Annotated in this window: 17 protein-coding genes; 15 read left to right on the top strand and 2 right to left on the bottom strand. The window is 54.6% G+C overall.

Annotated elements, in window-relative coordinates; all coding sequences use genetic code 11:
• Positions 1 to 102: 102 nt before the first annotated feature.
• Positions 103 to 1041: a LysR family transcriptional regulator gene (locus IPZ49_RS10490; protein ID WP_063146110.1), complete on the top strand. Its 939-nt coding sequence runs from the start codon at positions 103 to 105 to the stop codon at positions 1039 to 1041.
• A 40-nt stretch (positions 1042 to 1081) separates the two neighbouring features.
• Here the strand turns inward: IPZ49_RS10490 and rne are convergent, their stop codons facing one another.
• Entirely contained in the window at positions 1082 to 4189 is a 3108-nt protein-coding gene (gene rne / locus IPZ49_RS10485) for a ribonuclease E (protein WP_023305866.1), read from the bottom strand.
• Between the two features lie 570 nt (positions 4190 to 4759).
• Here rne and rluC point away from each other — a divergent pair.
• Positions 4760 to 5707 carry a 23S rRNA pseudouridine(955/2504/2580) synthase RluC gene (gene rluC / locus IPZ49_RS10480; protein WP_041907418.1) on the top strand — a complete coding sequence of 316 codons (948 nt, stop codon included), beginning with the start codon at positions 4760 to 4762 and terminating at the stop codon, positions 5705 to 5707.
• A 79-nt stretch (positions 5708 to 5786) separates the two neighbouring features.
• On the opposite strand, the gene IPZ49_RS10475 is transcribed toward rluC, so the two are convergent.
• Entirely contained in the window at positions 5787 to 6371 is a 585-nt protein-coding gene (locus IPZ49_RS10475; protein WP_063146109.1) for a nucleoside triphosphate pyrophosphatase, read from the bottom strand.
• Positions 6372 to 6511: 140 nt separating this feature from the next.
• Here IPZ49_RS10475 and yceD point away from each other — a divergent pair, with 140 nt between their 5' ends.
• The 13 genes from yceD to IPZ49_RS10410 all read left to right on the top strand — a co-directional run bounded on the left by yceD (position 6512) and on the right by IPZ49_RS10410 (position 17107).
• On the top strand, positions 6512 to 7033 hold the full coding sequence (gene yceD, locus IPZ49_RS10470) for a 23S rRNA accumulation protein YceD (protein WP_063146108.1): 522 nt from the start codon (positions 6512 to 6514) through the stop codon (positions 7031 to 7033).
• A 16-nt stretch (positions 7034 to 7049) separates the two neighbouring features.
• Entirely contained in the window at positions 7050 to 7223 is a 174-nt protein-coding gene (rpmF, locus tag IPZ49_RS10465) for a 50S ribosomal protein L32 (RefSeq protein WP_003857964.1), read from the top strand.
• Between the two features lie 81 nt (positions 7224 to 7304).
• Complete coding sequence (gene plsX / locus IPZ49_RS10460) at positions 7305 to 8339, top strand: phosphate acyltransferase PlsX (protein ID WP_152811225.1); 1035 nt, start codon at positions 7305 to 7307, stop codon at positions 8337 to 8339.
• Positions 8340 to 8345: 6 nt separating this feature from the next.
• A complete protein-coding gene (locus tag IPZ49_RS10455; protein ID WP_003857960.1) occupies positions 8346 to 9299 on the top strand; it encodes a beta-ketoacyl-ACP synthase III in 954 nt (317 codons plus the stop codon).
• A gap of 15 nt (positions 9300 to 9314) precedes the next feature.
• On the top strand, positions 9315 to 10244 hold the full coding sequence (gene fabD / locus IPZ49_RS10450; protein WP_063146107.1) for an ACP S-malonyltransferase: 930 nt from the start codon (positions 9315 to 9317) through the stop codon (positions 10242 to 10244).
• Positions 10245 to 10256: 12 nt separating this feature from the next.
• On the top strand, positions 10257 to 10991 hold the full coding sequence (gene fabG, locus IPZ49_RS10445) for a 3-oxoacyl-ACP reductase FabG (protein ID WP_022647739.1): 735 nt from the start codon (positions 10257 to 10259) through the stop codon (positions 10989 to 10991).
• A 154-nt stretch (positions 10992 to 11145) separates the two neighbouring features.
• Complete coding sequence (acpP, locus tag IPZ49_RS10440; RefSeq protein WP_003857954.1) at positions 11146 to 11382, top strand: acyl carrier protein; 237 nt, start codon at positions 11146 to 11148, stop codon at positions 11380 to 11382.
• A gap of 91 nt (positions 11383 to 11473) precedes the next feature.
• The gene (fabF, locus tag IPZ49_RS10435) at positions 11474 to 12715 is read left to right on the top strand and encodes a beta-ketoacyl-ACP synthase II (RefSeq protein WP_022647740.1); all 1242 of its coding nucleotides are present in this window, start codon (positions 11474 to 11476) and stop codon (positions 12713 to 12715) included.
• Positions 12716 to 12835: 120 nt separating this feature from the next.
• A complete protein-coding gene (gene pabC, locus IPZ49_RS10430; protein ID WP_023299796.1) occupies positions 12836 to 13645 on the top strand; it encodes an aminodeoxychorismate lyase in 810 nt (269 codons plus the stop codon).
• Between the two features lie 2 nt (positions 13646 to 13647).
• A complete protein-coding gene (gene yceG, locus IPZ49_RS10425; RefSeq protein ID WP_023305870.1) occupies positions 13648 to 14670 on the top strand; it encodes a cell division protein YceG in 1023 nt (340 codons plus the stop codon).
• Complete coding sequence (gene tmk, locus IPZ49_RS10420) at positions 14660 to 15301, top strand: dTMP kinase (RefSeq protein ID WP_063146106.1); 642 nt, start codon at positions 14660 to 14662, stop codon at positions 15299 to 15301. Before yceG ends, tmk begins: the two co-directional genes overlap by 11 nt.
• Positions 15298 to 16302, top strand: coding sequence for a DNA polymerase III subunit delta' (gene holB, locus IPZ49_RS10415; protein WP_022647744.1), 1005 nt, complete (start codon positions 15298 to 15300; stop codon positions 16300 to 16302). Before tmk ends, holB begins: the two co-directional genes overlap by 4 nt.
• A gap of 10 nt (positions 16303 to 16312) precedes the next feature.
• Positions 16313 to 17107, top strand: a complete 795-nt coding sequence (locus IPZ49_RS10410; RefSeq protein ID WP_063146105.1) for a metal-dependent hydrolase — start codon at positions 16313 to 16315, stop codon at positions 17105 to 17107.
• Positions 17108 to 17320 lie beyond the last annotated feature (213 nt).

Below are 17320 nucleotides of genomic sequence, written 5' to 3'. Positions count from 1 at the left end.
TCCTCATTCGTCGTGTGCGGCTATTTTTTATCAGTACGCCTTGCGACGGTAGCGGGCGCGGTGGTAAAACGCTTATACGTGTAGCGTATAGGTGCAAATGATATGAAACGGACTGAGCGTATAGATCGTGTAGAACTGATGCGAACCTTTGTTCGCATTGTGGAGGCGGGGTCCCTTTCTGCGGCGGCACGTCAGCTGGCAACAACCCAGGCCACGGTGAGCCGACGGTTGCAGTCGCTCGAGACCATGCTGGGCGTGCGCCTGATGCTGCGCACAACCCATACGACACGGCTGACCGATGACGGTGAACGCTGCTATCAGCATGCCAGACGGGTGATTGACAGCTGGCTGGCGCTGGAAGACGAGGTGGGGCAGACGGAAGATGAACCGGTCGGGGTGCTGAGGGTGCGCGCCCCTCACGCGTTTGGCCAGGATCAGCTACTAAAACCGTTAACCGAATTTTTGCAGCGCTATCCGCTACTCTCAATCGAATGGATGCTTAACGATCGCTCGGTTGATTTCCTAGGCGACAACCTTGACTGTGCTATTCGGGTGGGCGTGGAAGTCGATCCGGCAACCGTGTCTGTGCTACTGGCTGAAGTGCCGCGCTCGGTGGTAGCGTCACCGGCACTCCTGGCCCGTTTTCCCGCGGTTAACACGCCGGACGATCTGCAACATCTCCCCTGGATTGCCATCAGCTCTTTTTATCAACGCCATGTGGAGCTCTTCCACGAGGCAACACCCACCCAGGCGAGAGTTACCATTACGCCACGCCTGAGTACCGACAGCCTGTATGTAGCGCGCAATACGGCACTCACCGGGCTAGGCGTGGCGGTGGTATCCAGCTGGACGGTACAGGATGATATTCGGGAAGGGCGACTGGTGCATTTACTGCCAGAGTGGCAGCCAGCAGCGCTACCGGTACATCTGGTTTATCCCTGGTCACGCTATTATCCGGCGCGCTTGCGGCGTTTTCTGGAGCTGATGCGGCAGATAATGCCGGAGGTCACCGGGATGAGAAAGCCCCTGCAACAGCCATAAAAAAGCCGACCCGAAGGTCGGCTTTCAGTCTTAGCGTGCGTTATTCAACAGGCTGAGGACGAGTAGCTGGGGCAGTAGCCATGTGCGTCGCACTGTGACCACCGGCAGCACCTTTACCTTCGAAGTTGAATTCCGGACGAACCCAGTCACTATGGCGTGGTGCTTCAGGCACGTACTCAGGTGCCGGGGCACGAGTCATTGGCGCGGTAGCAATGTGAGCAGGCGCTACAGCTTCAACGATCTCAACCGGCTCAGATTTCACTTCAGGCGCTTTGACCTCTTCGACAACAGGTTCAACCTGAATCTCGACGTCCTGAACAACCTCTTCCGTCACCGTTTCGACGGCAACGTCTGCGGGCTCTTCTGCTGCGGATACAGGCTTAGCGTCTTCCGCGACTTCTTCAGCCACCACGGTATCTTCTTCGGCAATGATCTGCGGTGCGGCATCAACCGGCGCAGCAATCACTTCAGGATGGGTCGTTTCCACTTCCACAGCCTGCGGCGGCGCTGTTTCAACAACCTGCGGTTCGACCACGGTTGCCGCTTCAGTCACGACGTCTTCCACCGCGACGACCGGTGCAATCACCTCTTCGGTAACAGCCTGTTCTTCAACAGCCTGCTCCGGACGTGCAACCGGATAACGGATCCAGACTTTACCGGATGCCATCTCAGGTGACGCGCACGCCACGGTCATTGGCATTGGAGACTGGGTCGGGTAACGCTCGTCACGATAACGACGGCGACGCTGACCGCTCACGCGCAGATGGCGTGGAGAACGGCGGGAGCGACGCGGCATACCTGCGTTATCACGGTTTTCGCTGCTTTCGTCCTGCTCAACCTGATTTTCCACTACGGCTGGCAGGTCAACTTTCGCAACCTGAGTGCCCGTTGTGCTTTCAGCCGCTTCAACCGCGATAACGTCGTTTTCTTCGGCCTGAACAACACCCACACGTACTTTCTGGGTCAGCTGGCGCTGCTTACGACGCGGCATAACCTGAGTACGCTCTTCCTGCTCAGTGTCCTGCTGTTCTACAGGCGCTTCGCGATTCAGGTTTTTGACTTCCTGCTGAGCCTGGCGTTTGTCATCGTTACGACGACGGTTACGCTCGCGGCGAGGCTGCTGCTCGTCACGCTGTTTGCTCTTCTCGGACTCATCGCCCGCCTGCTGGCGAATCTCACGATCTTCAACGTTCTGCTGTTGCTTCTCGCGACGGTTGCGACGGTTGTCCTCGCGCTGTTCACGACCTTCGTTGTTATCGGAACGATTATCACGGCGCTCATTACGATCGCCACGGTCGTTGCGGTCACGACGGTTGTTCTGACGCTTACGACGGTCCTGCTGACGCTCTGGTTTCGCTTCTTTTGGCGCTTCTTTCGGCTCCTCAGGCTGAACTTCTTCGGCGGCAAACATTTTTTTCAGCGCACCGATGATGCGGCTCAGGAGACCAGGCTGCTCAGGCTGCGCTTTTGGCGCGGCAGGAGCCACTTTCTGCACAGCAGGTTTTTCCGCTGGTTTTTCCAGCGTCGCTTCTGGCGGTGCTTCCGGCATGATGAAGGTCGCTAAAGCTGGCTGCTCAGGCAGTTTACGCTCGGCAGGCTCTTCATCAGACGGCAGCGCCATTTCTTCTTCATGCAGCTTCGGCAGCAGGTAGCTGAGGGTGCTTGTCTCTTCGCCTTTGCGCACGCGCAGCACGTGATAGTGCGGGGTTTGCATCTCGTCGTTTGGCACGATGATGCAGCGAACGCCGCCCTGACGCGCTTCGATTGCGCTCACCGCTGCACGTTTTTCGTTCAGCAGGTAGGAGGCAATCGGCACCGGAACAATAGCGTGAACCTCTTTGGTGTTCTCTTTCAGCGCTTCTTCTTCAATCAGACGCAGAATAGAGAGGGAGAGAGATTCATTGTCACGAACGGTACCTGTACCGGAACAGCGCGGGCAGACGTGATGGCTGGACTCACCCAGAGACGGGCTGAGGCGCTGACGGGACATCTCCAGCAGGCCAAAGCGAGAAATATGGCTGATCTGGATACGCGCGCGATCCTGGCGCACCGCTTCACGCAGACGGTTTTCAACCGCACGCTGGTGGCGAACCGGGGTCATGTCGATGAAGTCGATAACGATCAGACCACCCAGGTCGCGCAGGCGGAGCTGGCGGGCGATTTCATCAGCGGCTTCAAGGTTGGTGTTGAAGGCGGTCTCTTCGATGTCGCCGCCGCGGGTTGCTCGCGCGGAGTTGATGTCGATGGCGGTCAACGCTTCGGTGGTATCGATAACGATAGAACCGCCGGACGGCAGACGCACTTCACGCTGGAAGGCAGACTCGATCTGGGATTCAATCTGATAATGGCTGAACAGCGGGATTTCACCGGTGTACAGTTTAATTTTGCTGGTGAAATCCGGGCGACCCAGCGCGGCGATGTGCTGGCGAGCCAGCTCAAGCACTTTCGGGTTATCAATCAGAATTTCACCGATGTCCTGACGCAGATAATCACGGAAGGCACGCACGATGACGTTGCTTTCCTGGTGGATCAGGAACGGCGCAGCACGGCTTTCTGCCGCTTTCTTGATGGCTTCCCAGTGTTTCAGGCGGAAGCTCAGGTCCCACTGCAACGCTTCGGCAGATTTGCCAACGCCTGCGGTGCGCACGATAAGGCCCATGCCGTCTGGCAGTTCAAGACTTGCCAGTGCTTCTTTCAGCTCGGTACGGTCATCGCCTTCGATACGGCGAGAGATGCCACCCGCACGCGGGTTGTTTGGCATCAATACCAGATAGCTTCCTGCCAGACTGATAAAGGTGGTCAGCGCGGCGCCTTTGTTGCCACGCTCTTCTTTATCGATCTGGACGATAACTTCCTGACCTTCACGCAGAACATCTTTGATGTTCGGACGGCCATGGGAGTTGTAGTTTGCAGGAAAATATTCGCGGGCGATTTCTTTGAGAGGAAGGAAACCGTGACGCTCAGCACCGTAATCGACAAATGCAGCTTCAAGGCTTGGTTCAATGCGGGTGATTTTGCCTTTGTAAATGTTCGCTTTTTTCTGTTCGTGTCCAGGACTTTCGATATCCAGATCGTACAGGCGCTGCCCATCCACAAGGGCGACACGCAACTCTTCTTGCTGAGTTGCGTTGATTAACATTCTTTTCATCGTAACTTACTCGTTATTCTTACATTGACGACAAAGCTGCGGGCAAGGTGACGCTTTCCGGGGTATGAACCGATGGCCTCGTGTCTATTCACGTCGCCAACCTCACGGTTGTCGCTCGCTTAAGAGGCGCAGAGTGTCGGTTGCCTGTATTTCATAGGGAAACACAGCGCAATTATCAGGGGAATTGCCTGGGAAAACTCTCCAGAGAACAATCCTTATACCGGGAAGTACTGCAACCCGCAGCCCGCTAACTGCCTGAAAGATCAATACGTCTTACGCCATTGCTGCGTGGATGATCGGTCAGACAAAATTGGTCATTCCGTCGACATCCTTACAAAACCCGGATTTAACGCGGAAAACGGATTCATTATTCCACTGCTCGCCGGGTTATAGCAAGATGACTTTTACCAATTATCACCCGGTTACTCACAGTTTCTTCACTTCAACGGGGTGATTGGTTTAATAACCACCAAATCGATTGCGCGAAAGGAGAGTGGTCCGGATAAAAGTAAATATAAGCATAGAAAAATGAGTGGCGCTAATGTCAGACGCTATTTAGAATCGCCAACCATGAAAACAGAGACTCCAGCCGTAAAAATGGTTGCCATCGCCGACGACGAGGCGGGGCAACGTATCGATAATTTTTTGCGCACCCAATTGAAGGGTGTGCCAAAAAGTATGATTTATCGCATCTTGCGTAAGGGTGAGGTGCGGGTGAACAAAAAACGTGTGAAGCCCGAGTACAAGCTCGAGGCGGGCGATGAAGTCCGCATTCCACCGGTACGTGTTGCAGAGCGTGAAGAAGAGGTCGTTTCTCCGAAGCTGCAAAAAGTCGCGGCCCTGAGTGACGTTATCCTTTATGAGGACGACCACATTCTGGTGCTGAATAAACCGTCCGGAACGGCGGTACACGGGGGGAGCGGTCTGAGCTTCGGCGTGATCGAAGGTTTACGTGCGCTGCGCCCGGAAGCGCGTTTCCTCGAACTGGTTCACCGTCTTGACCGTGATACCTCAGGCGTGCTGCTGGTGGCGAAAAAACGTTCTGCACTGCGTTCCCTGCATGAACAGCTGCGCGAAAAAGGGATGCAGAAAGATTATCTGGCGCTGGTGCGCGGCCAGTGGCAGTCCCACGTGAAAGTGGTGCAGGCGCCGCTGCTGAAAAATATTCTGCAAAGCGGTGAGCGCATTGTTCGTGTTAATCAGGAAGGGAAACCGTCTGAGACGCGATTTAAAGTAGAAGAGCGCTACGAATTCGCCACGCTGGTGCGCTGTAGTCCGGTGACGGGGCGTACTCACCAGATTCGCGTCCATACCCAGTTCGCAGGCCATCCGATTGCGTTCGACGATCGCTATGGCGATCGCGAGTTTGATAAGCAGTTGGCGGGTACGGGGCTGTCGCGTCTGTTCCTGCATGCGGCAGCGCTGAAGTTTACCCATCCTAATACCGGTGAAGTTATCCGTATTGAAGCGCCGCTGGATGATCAGTTGAAACGCTGCCTGAAAGTTCTGCGCGGTTGATTATGTGCCGGGTGGCGCTGCGCTTACCCGGCCTACGAAATCCGTAGGCCCATGCAAGCGAAGCGCCGCTGGGCAAAAATCACATCGTCAGCGGATTACACTCTTCTCGCCTTAACATCTGGCACAGCGCAATCAGCGGCAACCCCACCAGCGTGTTGGGATCCCGCCCGTCCAGCTTGTCGAACAGTGCAATTCCCAGCCCTTCACTTTTGAAACTCCCTGCGCAGTTCAGAGGACGTTCCCGACGTACGTAATCCATAATCTCCTCCTCGCTGAGATGACGGAAGTGCACATCAAATGGCTCACACTCGGTTTGCAGATGACCGGAGGCCGAATTATAAAGCGCCAGGCCGGTATAAAAGGTCACGATACTGCCTCGCGCACGCAAAAGCTGCTGGTAGGCGTTTTCTTCCGTATGCGGTTTACCGGTGATTTCGCCGTCCAGCACACAAACCTGATCGGAGCCTATAATCAGATGAGCGGGGTAACGTACGGCCAGCGACTGTGCTTTCTCTTTCGCGAGACGGGTCACCAGATGACGCGGTGACTCGCCCGGCTGTGGCGTTTCATCCACCTCCGGCGCGGCGCATTCAAACGGGATCCCGAGCTTTTCCAGCAGCATTCGGCGATAAGGTGAAGTGGAAGCAAGGACGAGATTTGGCATATTTTTATCACCAGATATAGCGTATCGATGCCAGCCATTTTAAACTACAGGCCGCAATGTGTGCGAATAATTGGCAAAAGGCAGCTCTGGTTGCCTTTTTCTTTGACTCTATGACGTTACAAAGTTAATATGCGCGCCCTATGCAAAAGGTAAAATTACCCCTGACTCTTGATCCGGTTCGTACGGCTCAAAAACGCCTCGATTACGAAGGAATCTATTCTTCCGATCAGGCTGAGCGTATTGCCGAATCCGTAGTCAGTGTGGACAGTGATGTAGAGTGCTCCATGTCGTTCGCTATCGACAACCAGCGCCTCGCCGTTTTAACCGGTGATGCAAAGGTGACGGTAACGCTCAAATGTCAGCGCTGCGGGAAACCGTTTGTACAGCATGTTCACACAACGTATTGTTTCAGTCCGGTTCGTTCTGACGAACAGGCTGAAGCACTCCCGGAAGCGTATGAACCGATTGAGGTTAACGAATTCGGTGAAATCGATCTTCTGGCGCTGGTTGAAGATGAAGTCATCCTCTCCCTGCCAGTCGTTCCGGTGCATGATTCTGAACACTGTGAAGTGTCCGAGGCGGACATGGTCTTTGGGGAACTGCCTGATGAAGCGCAAAAACCAAATCCATTTGCCGTATTAGCCAGCTTAAAGCGTAAGTAATTGAGGAGTAAGGTCCATGGCCGTACAACAGAATAAACCAACCCGTTCCAAACGTGGCATGCGTCGTTCCCATGACGCGCTGACCGCAGTTACCAGCCTGTCTGTAGACAAGACTTCTGGTGAGAAACACCTGCGTCACCACATCACCGCTGACGGTTTCTACCGCGGCCGCAAGGTTATCACTAAGTAATCACGCGTCAGCGTGATTAGGCTTAGTGAGGAACTTCCCCGTGAAAACGGGGAGTTTACCGAACCAGGCTGCGACGATACCTTGACACGTCTAACCCTGGCGTTAGATGTCATGGGGGGAGATTTTGGCCCTACCGTGACAGTGCCTGCAGCATTGCAGGCACTGAATTCTAATTCGCAACTCACACTTCTTTTAGTCGGTAATCCCGACACAATCACGCCATTACTTGCAAAAGCTGACTTTGAACAACGTTCGCGTCTGCAGATTATTCCTGCGCAGTCAGTTATTGCCAGTGATGCCCGGCCATCGCAGGCTATTCGTAATAGCCGCGGCAGCTCTATGCGAATGGCGCTGGAGCTGGTGAAAGAAGGGCGAGCGCAGGCTTGCGTCAGCGCGGGAAATACTGGCGCGCTGATGGGGCTGTCGAAATTATTGCTCAAGCCGATTGAGGGCATTGAGCGTCCGGCGCTGGTGACGGTGTTACCGCATCAGCAGAAGGGCAAAACGGTGGTGCTCGATCTGGGCGCTAACGTAGATTGTGATAGTACAATGCTGGCTCAGTTTGCCGTGATGGGGTCGGTGCTGGCAGAAGACGTGGTCGGGATTACCAATCCCCGCGTTGCGTTATTGAATATTGGTGAAGAAGAGACCAAAGGCCTGGACAGTATCCGCGACGCTGCGGAAATACTCAAACAGGTTCCCTCCATCAACTATATTGGTTATCTCGAAGCCAATGAGTTGCTGACGGGCAAAACGGATGTATTAGTGTGTGATGGCTTCACCGGAAACGTGACGTTGAAGACCATGGAAGGGGTCGTACGAATGTTCCTTTCTCTGCTGAAATCGCAGGGAGAAGGTAAAAAAAGGTCCTGGTGGCTGATTTTATTAAAGCGTTGGTTACAAAAAAGCCTGACGCGGCGATTCAGTCACCTCAACCCCGACCAGTATAATGGCGCCTGTCTGTTAGGATTGCGCGGCATCGTGATTAAGAGTCATGGCGCCGCCAATCAGCGAGCATTTACCGTCGCGATTGAACAGGCAGTGCAGGCGGTGCAGCGACAAGTCCCTCAGAGGATTGCCGCTCGCCTGGGATCTGTATTAGCTAAAAGTGACTGAGCGTACATGTATACGAAGATTTTAGGTACCGGCAGCTACCTGCCAAAACAAGTGCGTACCAACGCCGATCTTGAAAAAATGGTAGATACGTCTGACGAGTGGATTGTCACGCGCACAGGTATCCGTGAACGTCGTATCGCCGCGCCAGACGAAACTGTGTCCACCATGGGCTACGAAGCCGCTCAGCGAGCACTTGAGATGGCTGGCATTGATAAAGAACAGATCGGGCTTATTGTGGTGGCGACAACATCTGCCACGCATGCCTTCCCAAGCGCAGCGTGCCAGGTGCAGAACATGCTCGGCATCAAAGGCTGCCCGGCATTTGATGTTGCAGCGGCGTGCGCGGGTTTCACCTATGCGCTGAGCATCGCCGATCAGTATGTTAAATCGGGTGCCGTAAAATATGCGCTGGTGATCGGTGCTGATGTGCTGGCGCGTACCTGCGATCCAACCGATCGCGGCACAATCATTATTTTTGGCGATGGCGCGGGCGCGGTGCTGCTGGGGCAGTCCGAAGAACCAGGCATCATCTCCACGCACCTGCACGCTGACGGTCGCTACGGCGAGCTGTTAACGCTGCCTAACGCCGATCGCGTTAATCCGGACAGTTCGATTTACCTGACAATGGCGGGTAATGAAGTGTTCAAGGTGGCCGTGACCGAACTCGCTCACATTGTTGATGAGACGCTGGAAGCGAACAATCTGGATCGCGCCGCACTCGACTGGCTGGTACCGCATCAGGCTAACCTGCGTATTATCAGCGCGACGGCGAAGAAGTTGGGCATGTCTATGGATAACGTTGTGGTGACGCTTGATCGCCACGGCAACACCTCTGCGGCATCTGTACCGTGCGCATTTGACGAAGCGGTACGCGATGGACGAATTAAACGGGGCCAACTGGTCTTGCTTGAAGCCTTTGGTGGCGGGTTCACCTGGGGTTCCGCGCTGGTTCGTTTCTAGGATAAGGATTAAAAAATGACGCAATTTGCTTTTGTGTTCCCGGGACAGGGCTCACAAACTGTTGGGATGTTGTCTGAAATGGCAGCAAACTATCCGGTTATTGAAGAGACTTTCCGTGAAGCTTCTGACGCGCTGGGTTATGATCTGTGGGCGCTGACCCAGCAGGGCCCAGCTGAAGAGCTGAACAAAACCTGGCAGACTCAACCGGCACTGCTGGCAGCCTCCGTCGCATTGTGGCGCGTATGGCAGCAGCAGGGCGGCAAAACGCCGGCGCTGATGGCGGGTCATAGCCTGGGTGAATACTCTGCGCTGGTCTGCGCAGGGGTGATTGCCTTCGCTGACGCGGTCCGTCTGGTTGAATTGCGTGGTAAGTTTATGCAGGAAGCGGTGCCAGAAGGCACGGGCGGCATGTTTGCCATCATCGGTCTGGATGATGCTTCTATTGCTAAAGCCTGTGAAGAATCTGCTGAAGGTCAGGTCGTTTCTCCGGTAAACTTTAACTCGCCAGGCCAGGTAGTTATCGCGGGTCATAAAGAAGCGGTTGAGCGTGCAGGCGCTGCCTGTAAAGCTGCGGGTGCAAAACGTGCACTGCCGCTGCCGGTGAGCGTGCCGTCTCACTGTGCGCTGATGAAGCCCGCTGCCGATAAGCTGGCAGTTGAGCTGGAAAAAATGACCTTTAACGCACCGACGATTTCCGTTGTGAATAACGTTGATGTGAAGTGCGAAACCGCGCCGGAGGCTATCCGTAACGCGCTGGTTCGCCAGCTCTACAGCCCAGTTCAGTGGACCAAAACCGTTGAATTTATGGCGTCTCAGGGCGTTGAACATCTGTATGAAGTCGGTCCAGGTAAGGTACTTACCGGTCTGACAAAACGTATTGTAGACACCCTGACTGCCTCGGCGATTAACGAGCCGGAAGCAATGAAAGCGGCACTCTCGCAATAAAAGAGGAATACCATGAGTTTTGAAGGAAAAATTGCCCTGGTGACCGGCGCAAGCCGCGGTATCGGGCGTGCTATTGCTGAAACACTGGTTGCGCGCGGCGCGACGGTGATCGGGACTGCGACCAGCGAGAATGGCGCACAGGCCATCAGCGAGTATCTGGGTGCGAACGGCAAAGGTCTGGTACTGAATGTGACTGAACCAGCATCTATCGAATCTGTTCTGGAAAATATTCGCGCAGAGTTTGGCGAAGTGGATATTCTGGTCAATAATGCCGGGATCACTCGCGACAACCTGTTGATGCGAATGAAAGATGATGAGTGGAACGATATTATCGAAACCAACCTGTCATCGGTATTCCGTCTGTCAAAAGCGGTAATGCGCGCTATGATGAAAAAGCGTCATGGACGTATTATCACTGTAGGTTCTGTGGTTGGTACCATGGGAAATGCTGGTCAGGCTAACTACGCTGCGGCGAAAGCAGGTCTGATCGGTTTCAGTAAGTCGCTGGCGCGCGAAGTCGCGTCCCGCGGAATTACTGTAAACGTTGTTGCTCCGGGCTTTATTGAAACGGACATGACGCGTGCGCTGACCGATGATCAGCGTGCGGGTACGCTGGCGGCAGTTCCAGCGGGTCGTCTTGGCGACCCTAAAGAAATCGCCAGCGCGGTTGCATTTTTAGCCTCTGACGAAGCGGGTTACATCACTGGTGAAACCCTCCACGTCAACGGCGGGATGTACATGGTTTAATCACGATCGAAAATATTTGCGTTATTTGGGCAAATGGCCTCAAAATAACGTAAAATCGTGGTAAGACCTGCCGGGATTTAGTTGCAAATTTTTCAACATTTTATACACTACGAAAACCATCGCGAAAGCGAGTTTTGATAGGAAATTTAAGAGTATGAGCACTATCGAAGAACGCGTTAAGAAAATTATCGGCGAACAGCTGGGCGTTAAGCAGGAAGAAGTTGTGAACTCCGCTTCCTTTGTTGAAGACCTGGGCGCAGATTCTCTTGACACCGTTGAGCTGGTAATGGCTCTGGAAGAAGAGTTTGATACTGAGATTCCGGACGAAGAAGCTGAGAAAATCACCACCGTTCAGGCTGCCATTGATTACATCAACGGTCACCAGGCGTAAGTGAACATCTCCAGGCGGTCATTCGACCGCCTGAGTTTTATCTTTTGTAGTCCCACGAATCTCTTTTTTTATCCCTCCCTGGAGGACAAACGTGTCTAAGCGTCGTGTAGTTGTGACCGGACTTGGCATGTTGTCTCCTGTCGGCAATACCGTAGAGTCCACCTGGAAAGCTCTCCTTGCCGGTCAGAGCGGCATCAGCCTAATCGACCATTTCGATACTAGCGCCTATGCAACGAAATTTGCTGGCTTAGTAAAGGATTTTAACTGTGAAGAGATCATCTCGCGCAAAGAACAGCGCAAGATGGATGCCTTCATTCAATATGGAATTGTCGCTGGCGTTCAGGCCATGCAGGATTCTGGCCTTGAGATTACGGAAGAGAACGCTACCCGTATCGGCGCTGCTATCGGCTCCGGGATTGGCGGTCTTGGCCTGATCGAGGAAAACCATACATCTCTGGTGAATGGCGGCCCGCGTAAAATCAGCCCGTTCTTCGTTCCGTCTACGATTGTAAACATGGTGGCAGGTCACCTGACCATTATGTTCGGCCTGCGTGGCCCAAGCATCTCAATCGCGACAGCCTGTACGTCTGGCGTGCATAACATCGGCCAGGCCGCGCGTATCATCGCGTACGGCGATGCAGATGCTATGGTTGCGGGCGGTGCTGAAAAAGCCAGTACCCCGCTGGGCGTCGGTGGCTTCGGTGCAGCGCGAGCGCTCTCTACCCGAAACGATAATCCTCAGGCGGCGAGCCGTCCGTGGGATAAAGACCGTGACGGTTTCGTGCTGGGTGACGGTGCAGGCATGATCGTACTGGAAGAGTACGAACACGCGAAAAAACGTGGCGCGAAAATTTATGCTGAAGTTGTTGGCTTTGGCATGAGCAGCGATGCTTACCACATGACGTCTCCTCCAGAGAACGGCGCAGGTGCTGCGCTGGCGATGGAAAACGCCATCCGTGATGCGGGCATTACGCCGGCACAGATTGGCTACGTTAACGCGCACGGGACATCTACCCCTGCGGGCGATAAAGCAGAAGCGCAGGCGGTTAAGTCTATCTTCGGCGAATCTGCCAGCCGTGTACTGGTGAGCTCCACGAAATCCATGACCGGTCACCTCCTGGGTGCGGCGGGTGCAGTAGAATCAATCTACTCTATTCTCGCGCTGCGCGATCAGGCTGTACCGCCAACCATCAACCTGGATAATCCAGATGAAGGTTGCGATCTGGACTTCGTTCCCCACGAAGCGCGCCAGGTTAGCGGTATGGAGTACACCCTGTGTAACTCCTTCGGCTTCGGTGGGACTAACGGTTCTCTGATCTTCAAAAAGGTCTGAGTCTGGTTAGTCGCTGACGATAATAAAGGTCCGCTTGCCGGGCCTTTTTTATTAGGTGATATCCCCTTGTCCGGCTACCCACATCCTGCCAGACTGAGCCTCCATGCATAAGGAGCCACTATGTTTTTAATTAATGGCCTTGAGCAAGAAATGCTGCCGGCAAGCGACAGGGCGACCCAGTTTGGCGATGGCTGTTTCACGACCGCGCGTATTCTCGACGGTGGCGTGTGCCTGCTCGGGGCCCATATCCTTCGTTTACAAAAAGCCTGCGAAGCATTACTGATCCCCTTCTCGCAGTGGGACATTCTTGAAAGTGAAATGCGTCGGCTGGCGTCAGAGAAAGCAAGCGGCGTCCTGAAAGTCATTATCAGCCGCGGCAGCGGTGGTCGGGGCTATAGCGGTTCTGCCTGCCAGCATCCTGCGCGGATCCTTTCCGTTTCAGATTATCCTTCCCATTACGCGCACTGGCGTGAAGAGGGCGTAGTCCTGGCGCTTAGCCCGGTACGTCTGGGGCGAAACCCGATGCTCGCTGGCATAAAACATCTTAACCGTCTTGAACAGGTGCTTATTCGTACTCATCTTGAGCAGACGGAGGCCGGGGAGGCGCTGGTTCTTGACAGCGAAGGGTACATTACGGAATGCTGTGCGGCTAATTTACTCTGGCGGAAGGGCAGTGACGTATTCACGCCTTCGCTGGAGCAGGCCGGAGTCAACGGCATTATGCGGCAATTTTGTTTGCAACAGCTGGCACGCGCAGGCTTTCGCGTTGTCGAAGTTAACGCTAAGGAAGAGGCGCTGCTGGCTGCCGAAGAAGTTGTTATCTGCAATGCGCTGATGCCCGTTGTCCCCGTTCGCGCTTATGACCGCAAGTGCTGGTCATCCCGCGAGCTGTTCCAGTTTCTGGCCCCGTTATGTGAGCAAACCAGGTAGTCATGAAGAAAATGTTACGCTTTGTCCTCCTTCTTATCGTTGCGTTCGGAATCGCTGGCGGAGCGGGAGTGTGGAAAGTCCGTCAGCTGGCTGAAAGTCAGATCCTGATTAAAGACGAGACGATTTTTACCCTGAAAGCGGGGACCGGGCGGCAGGCGCTTGGTCAGCAGCTGTATGACGACAAAATTATCAATCGTCCACGCGTATTCCAGTGGCTGCTGCGTATTCAGCCGGACCTGTCCCATTTCAAGGCCGGTACCTATCGTTTCACCCCTGGCATGACCGTGCGCGAGATGCTGCAACTGCTGGAGAGTGGTAAAGAAGCCCAGTTCCCATTGCGTTTTGTGGAAGGTATGCGTCTGAGCGATTATCTCAGGCAACTGCGTGACGCGCCGTACATCAAGCATACGCTGAAAGATGACCGCTACCAGACCGTGGCAGACGCCTTAAAATTCGAACATCCCGAGTGGGTGGAAGGCTGGTTCTGGCCCGATACGTGGATGTATACGGCAGGCACGACGGATGTGGCAATTCTGAAGCGCGCGCACAACAAAATGGTCGCGGCGGTAGACGCTGCGTGGAAAGGGCGAGCAGAGGGCCTGCCTTATAAAGATCAAAACCAGTTCATGACGATGGCCTCGATCATCGAGAAAGAGACGGCCGTTGCTGCCGAACGTGACCAGGTTGCCTCGGTGTTTATTAACCGTCTGCGCATCGGCATGCGTTTGCAAACCGATCCTACCGTCATCTACGGCATGGGCGAAAACTACAACGGCAGGATTTCCAGAAAAGATCTGGAAACGCCAACGGCGTATAATACCTACGTGATTAGCGGCCTGCCGCCTGGACCGATTGCGACGCCGAGTGAAGCATCGTTGAAGGCCGCCGCGCACCCGGCCAAAACGCCGTATCTCTATTTTGTGGCTGACGGAAAAGGGGGGCATACGTTCAATACCAACCTGGCCAGTCACAATCGCTCCGTTCAGGACTATCTGAAGGCACTTAAGGAAAAAAATGCGCAGTAAATACATTGTCATTGAGGGACTCGAAGGGGCGGGCAAAACCACCGCCCGTAACGTGGTGGTGGATACGCTGAAATCTCTTGGCGTCGCCGACATGGTCTTCACCCGCGAGCCGGGCGGTACGCAGCTGGCGGAAAAACTGCGCAGCCTGGTTCTGGATATCAAATCCGTTGGCGATGAAGTTATTACCGACAAAGCGGAAGTGCTGATGTTCTATGCGGCGCGCGTTCAGCTGGTGGAGACGGTGATCAAACCCGCTCTGGCAGAAGGGAAATGGGTGATTGGCGATCGCCACGATCTCTCAACCCAGGCGTATCAGGGCGGTGGACGGGGTATCGATCAGGCCATGCTGGCTACGCTTTGCGACGCGGTTCTGGGCGATTTCCGTCCTGACCTGACGCTGTATCTGGACGTAACCCCTGAGGTGGGCCTGAAGCGCGCCCGTGCCCGCGGCGAACTGGACCGCATTGAACAGGAGTCTTTTGATTTCTTTAACCGCACCCGTGCGCGTTATCTGGAACTGGCCGGGCAGGACAAGACCATTCGTACCATCGATGCGACGCAATCCCTTGAAGACGTTACATGTGATATTCAGCAGACCGTTACGCAGTGGCTACAGGAGCAGCAGGCATGAAATGGTATCCATGGTTGCGCCCACACTTTGAACAGCTGATCGGCAGCTATCAGGTTGGTCGGGGGCATCATGCGTTACTGATCCAGGCGCTGCCGGGAATGGGTGATGATGCGTTGATTTACGCCATCACCCGCTTTCTGATGTGCCAACAGCCGGAAGGACATAAAAGCTGCGGTAAGTGCCGGGGTTGCCAGCTCATGCAGGCGGGCACGCATCCTGACTATTACACCCTCGAACCTGAGAAGGGCAAAAATACGCTCGGTATCGACGCGGTGCGTGAGGTCAGTGAGAAACTGTACGAATATGCGCGTCTGGGGGGGGCGAAAGTGGTGTGGCTGAAAGATGCCGCGCTGCTCACGGAAGCCGCAGCCAACGCGCTGTTAAAAACCCTGGAAGAGCCGCCAGAAAACACCTGGTTTTTCCTCTCCTGCCGCGAGCCGGAACGCTTGCTGGCGACGCTGCGCAGTCGCTGCCGTCTTCACCACCTTGCTGTCCCTCAGGAATCCTGGGCACTCGCCTGGCTTGAGCGGGAAGTGACGGTGTCACAAGACGCGGCGCTCTCAGCGTTGCGCCTGTGCAGCGGTGCGCCTGCGGCTGCGCTGGCCTTATTACAGCCCGAGGTGTGGTCCCAGCGTGAAACGCTGTGTCGTGCGGTTGAATCAGCCCTCGACAGCCATGACTGGCTGAGCGTGCTGCCAGCGCTGAACAGCGATCAGGCTCCGGAACGGCTGCACTGGCTGGCCGCGCTGCTGCTGGATGCGCTCAAAATTCAGCAGGGGGCTACGCTTCTGACTAACCCTGACGTGTGGGCGCTGGTCACCACGCTGGCGAATCGCCTGTCAGGGCAGTCGCTGCACGCTATCCTTCATGATATCTGCCAGAGTCGTGAACAACTTTTGACAGTAACCGGTCTCAATCGCGAGCTTTTACTGACTGACCAGTTACTGCGTATCGAACACTACCTACAACCGGGCGTCATACCGCCGGTTTCCCACCTCTGAGAGAGACATTATGTTTTTAGTCGACTCACACTGCCATCTCGATGGCCTGGATTATCAATCCCTGCATAAAAATGTGGACGACGTGCTGGCGAAAGCCGCCGCGCGCGATGTGAAATTTTGCCTGGCCGTGGCAACCACGTTGCCGGGTTACCGCTCCATGCGTGAACTGGTAGGCGAGCGCGATAATGTCGTCTTCTCCTGCGGCGTGCATCCGCTGAATCAGGATGAAGCGTACGACGTTGAGGATTTACGCCGTCTTGCCGCAGAAGAGGGCGTAGTGGCGATGGGCGAGACCGGCCTGGACTATTTCTACACTCCGGAAACGAAACCTCGCCAGCAGGAATCCTTCCGTAACCACATCCGCATTGGCCGGGAACTGAATAAGCCGGTTATCGTTCACACCCGAGATGCGCGCGCCGACACGCTGGATATCCTGCGGGAAGAAAAGGTGACGGATTGCGGTGGCGTACTACACTGTTTTACAGAAGACAGAGAAACGGCGGGTAAGCTGCTTGATTTGGGCTTTTATATCTCGTTCTCGGGGATTGTCACGTTCCGTAATGCTGAGCAACTGCGTGATGCGGCGCGCTATGTTCCGCTGGATCGTATTCTGGTTGAAACCGATTCCCCGTACCTGGCGCCGGTGCCTCATCGTGGCAAAGAGAACCAGCCAGCGATGACCCGGGATGTCGCTGAGTATATGGCCGTTCTGAAAGGTGTCAGTATTGAAGAACTGGCTCGCGTGACAACGGAAAACTTCGCCAGCCTGTTCCATATTGACCCCGCCCGCCTACAATCTGTCTGATACACCTGTTATTTTTAGGCTCGTAATTAATAAGTAAAGCGAGTAAAGTTCACCGCCTCATTCGGGGCGGTGATGGCGTTTTTAGACACATCCAGACATGCTTTATGTAAATATCTGCAAGTTTTTTGGCCGTCTTGAACTGAAACGTGATAGCCGTCAAACAAACTCAGAGGGAATTATTTTACTCTGTGTAATAAATAAAGGGCGCTTAGA

The organism is Enterobacter cloacae complex sp. S2, from assembly GCF_015159675.1.
Classification (GTDB): Bacteria; Pseudomonadota; Gammaproteobacteria; order Enterobacterales; family Enterobacteriaceae; genus Enterobacter; species Enterobacter intestinihominis.
This window is presented reverse-complemented; position numbering and strand designations above follow the sequence as displayed.

Coding starts and splice junctions, on each gene's coding strand:
- IPZ49_RS10490 (WP_063146110.1), top strand. CDS start 103: ATGAAACGGACTGAGCGTATAGATCGTGTAGAACTGATGCGAACCTTT.
- rne (WP_023305866.1), bottom strand. CDS start 4,189: ATGAAAAGAATGTTAATCAACGCAACTCAGCAAGAAGAGTTGCGTGTC.
- rluC (WP_041907418.1), top strand. CDS start 4,760: ATGAAAACAGAGACTCCAGCCGTAAAAATGGTTGCCATCGCCGACGAC.
- IPZ49_RS10475 (WP_063146109.1), bottom strand. CDS start 6,371: ATGCCAAATCTCGTCCTTGCTTCCACTTCACCTTATCGCCGAATGCTG.
- yceD (WP_063146108.1), top strand. CDS start 6,512: ATGCAAAAGGTAAAATTACCCCTGACTCTTGATCCGGTTCGTACGGCT.
- rpmF (WP_003857964.1), top strand. CDS start 7,050: ATGGCCGTACAACAGAATAAACCAACCCGTTCCAAACGTGGCATGCGT.
- IPZ49_RS10455 (WP_003857960.1), top strand. CDS start 8,346: ATGTATACGAAGATTTTAGGTACCGGCAGCTACCTGCCAAAACAAGTG.
- fabD (WP_063146107.1), top strand. CDS start 9,315: ATGACGCAATTTGCTTTTGTGTTCCCGGGACAGGGCTCACAAACTGTT.
- fabG (WP_022647739.1), top strand. CDS start 10,257: ATGAGTTTTGAAGGAAAAATTGCCCTGGTGACCGGCGCAAGCCGCGGT.
- acpP (WP_003857954.1), top strand. CDS start 11,146: ATGAGCACTATCGAAGAACGCGTTAAGAAAATTATCGGCGAACAGCTG.
- pabC (WP_023299796.1), top strand. CDS start 12,836: ATGTTTTTAATTAATGGCCTTGAGCAAGAAATGCTGCCGGCAAGCGAC.
- yceG (WP_023305870.1), top strand. CDS start 13,648: ATGAAGAAAATGTTACGCTTTGTCCTCCTTCTTATCGTTGCGTTCGGA.
- tmk (WP_063146106.1), top strand. CDS start 14,660: ATGCGCAGTAAATACATTGTCATTGAGGGACTCGAAGGGGCGGGCAAA.
- holB (WP_022647744.1), top strand. CDS start 15,298: ATGAAATGGTATCCATGGTTGCGCCCACACTTTGAACAGCTGATCGGC.
- IPZ49_RS10410 (WP_063146105.1), top strand. CDS start 16,313: ATGTTTTTAGTCGACTCACACTGCCATCTCGATGGCCTGGATTATCAA.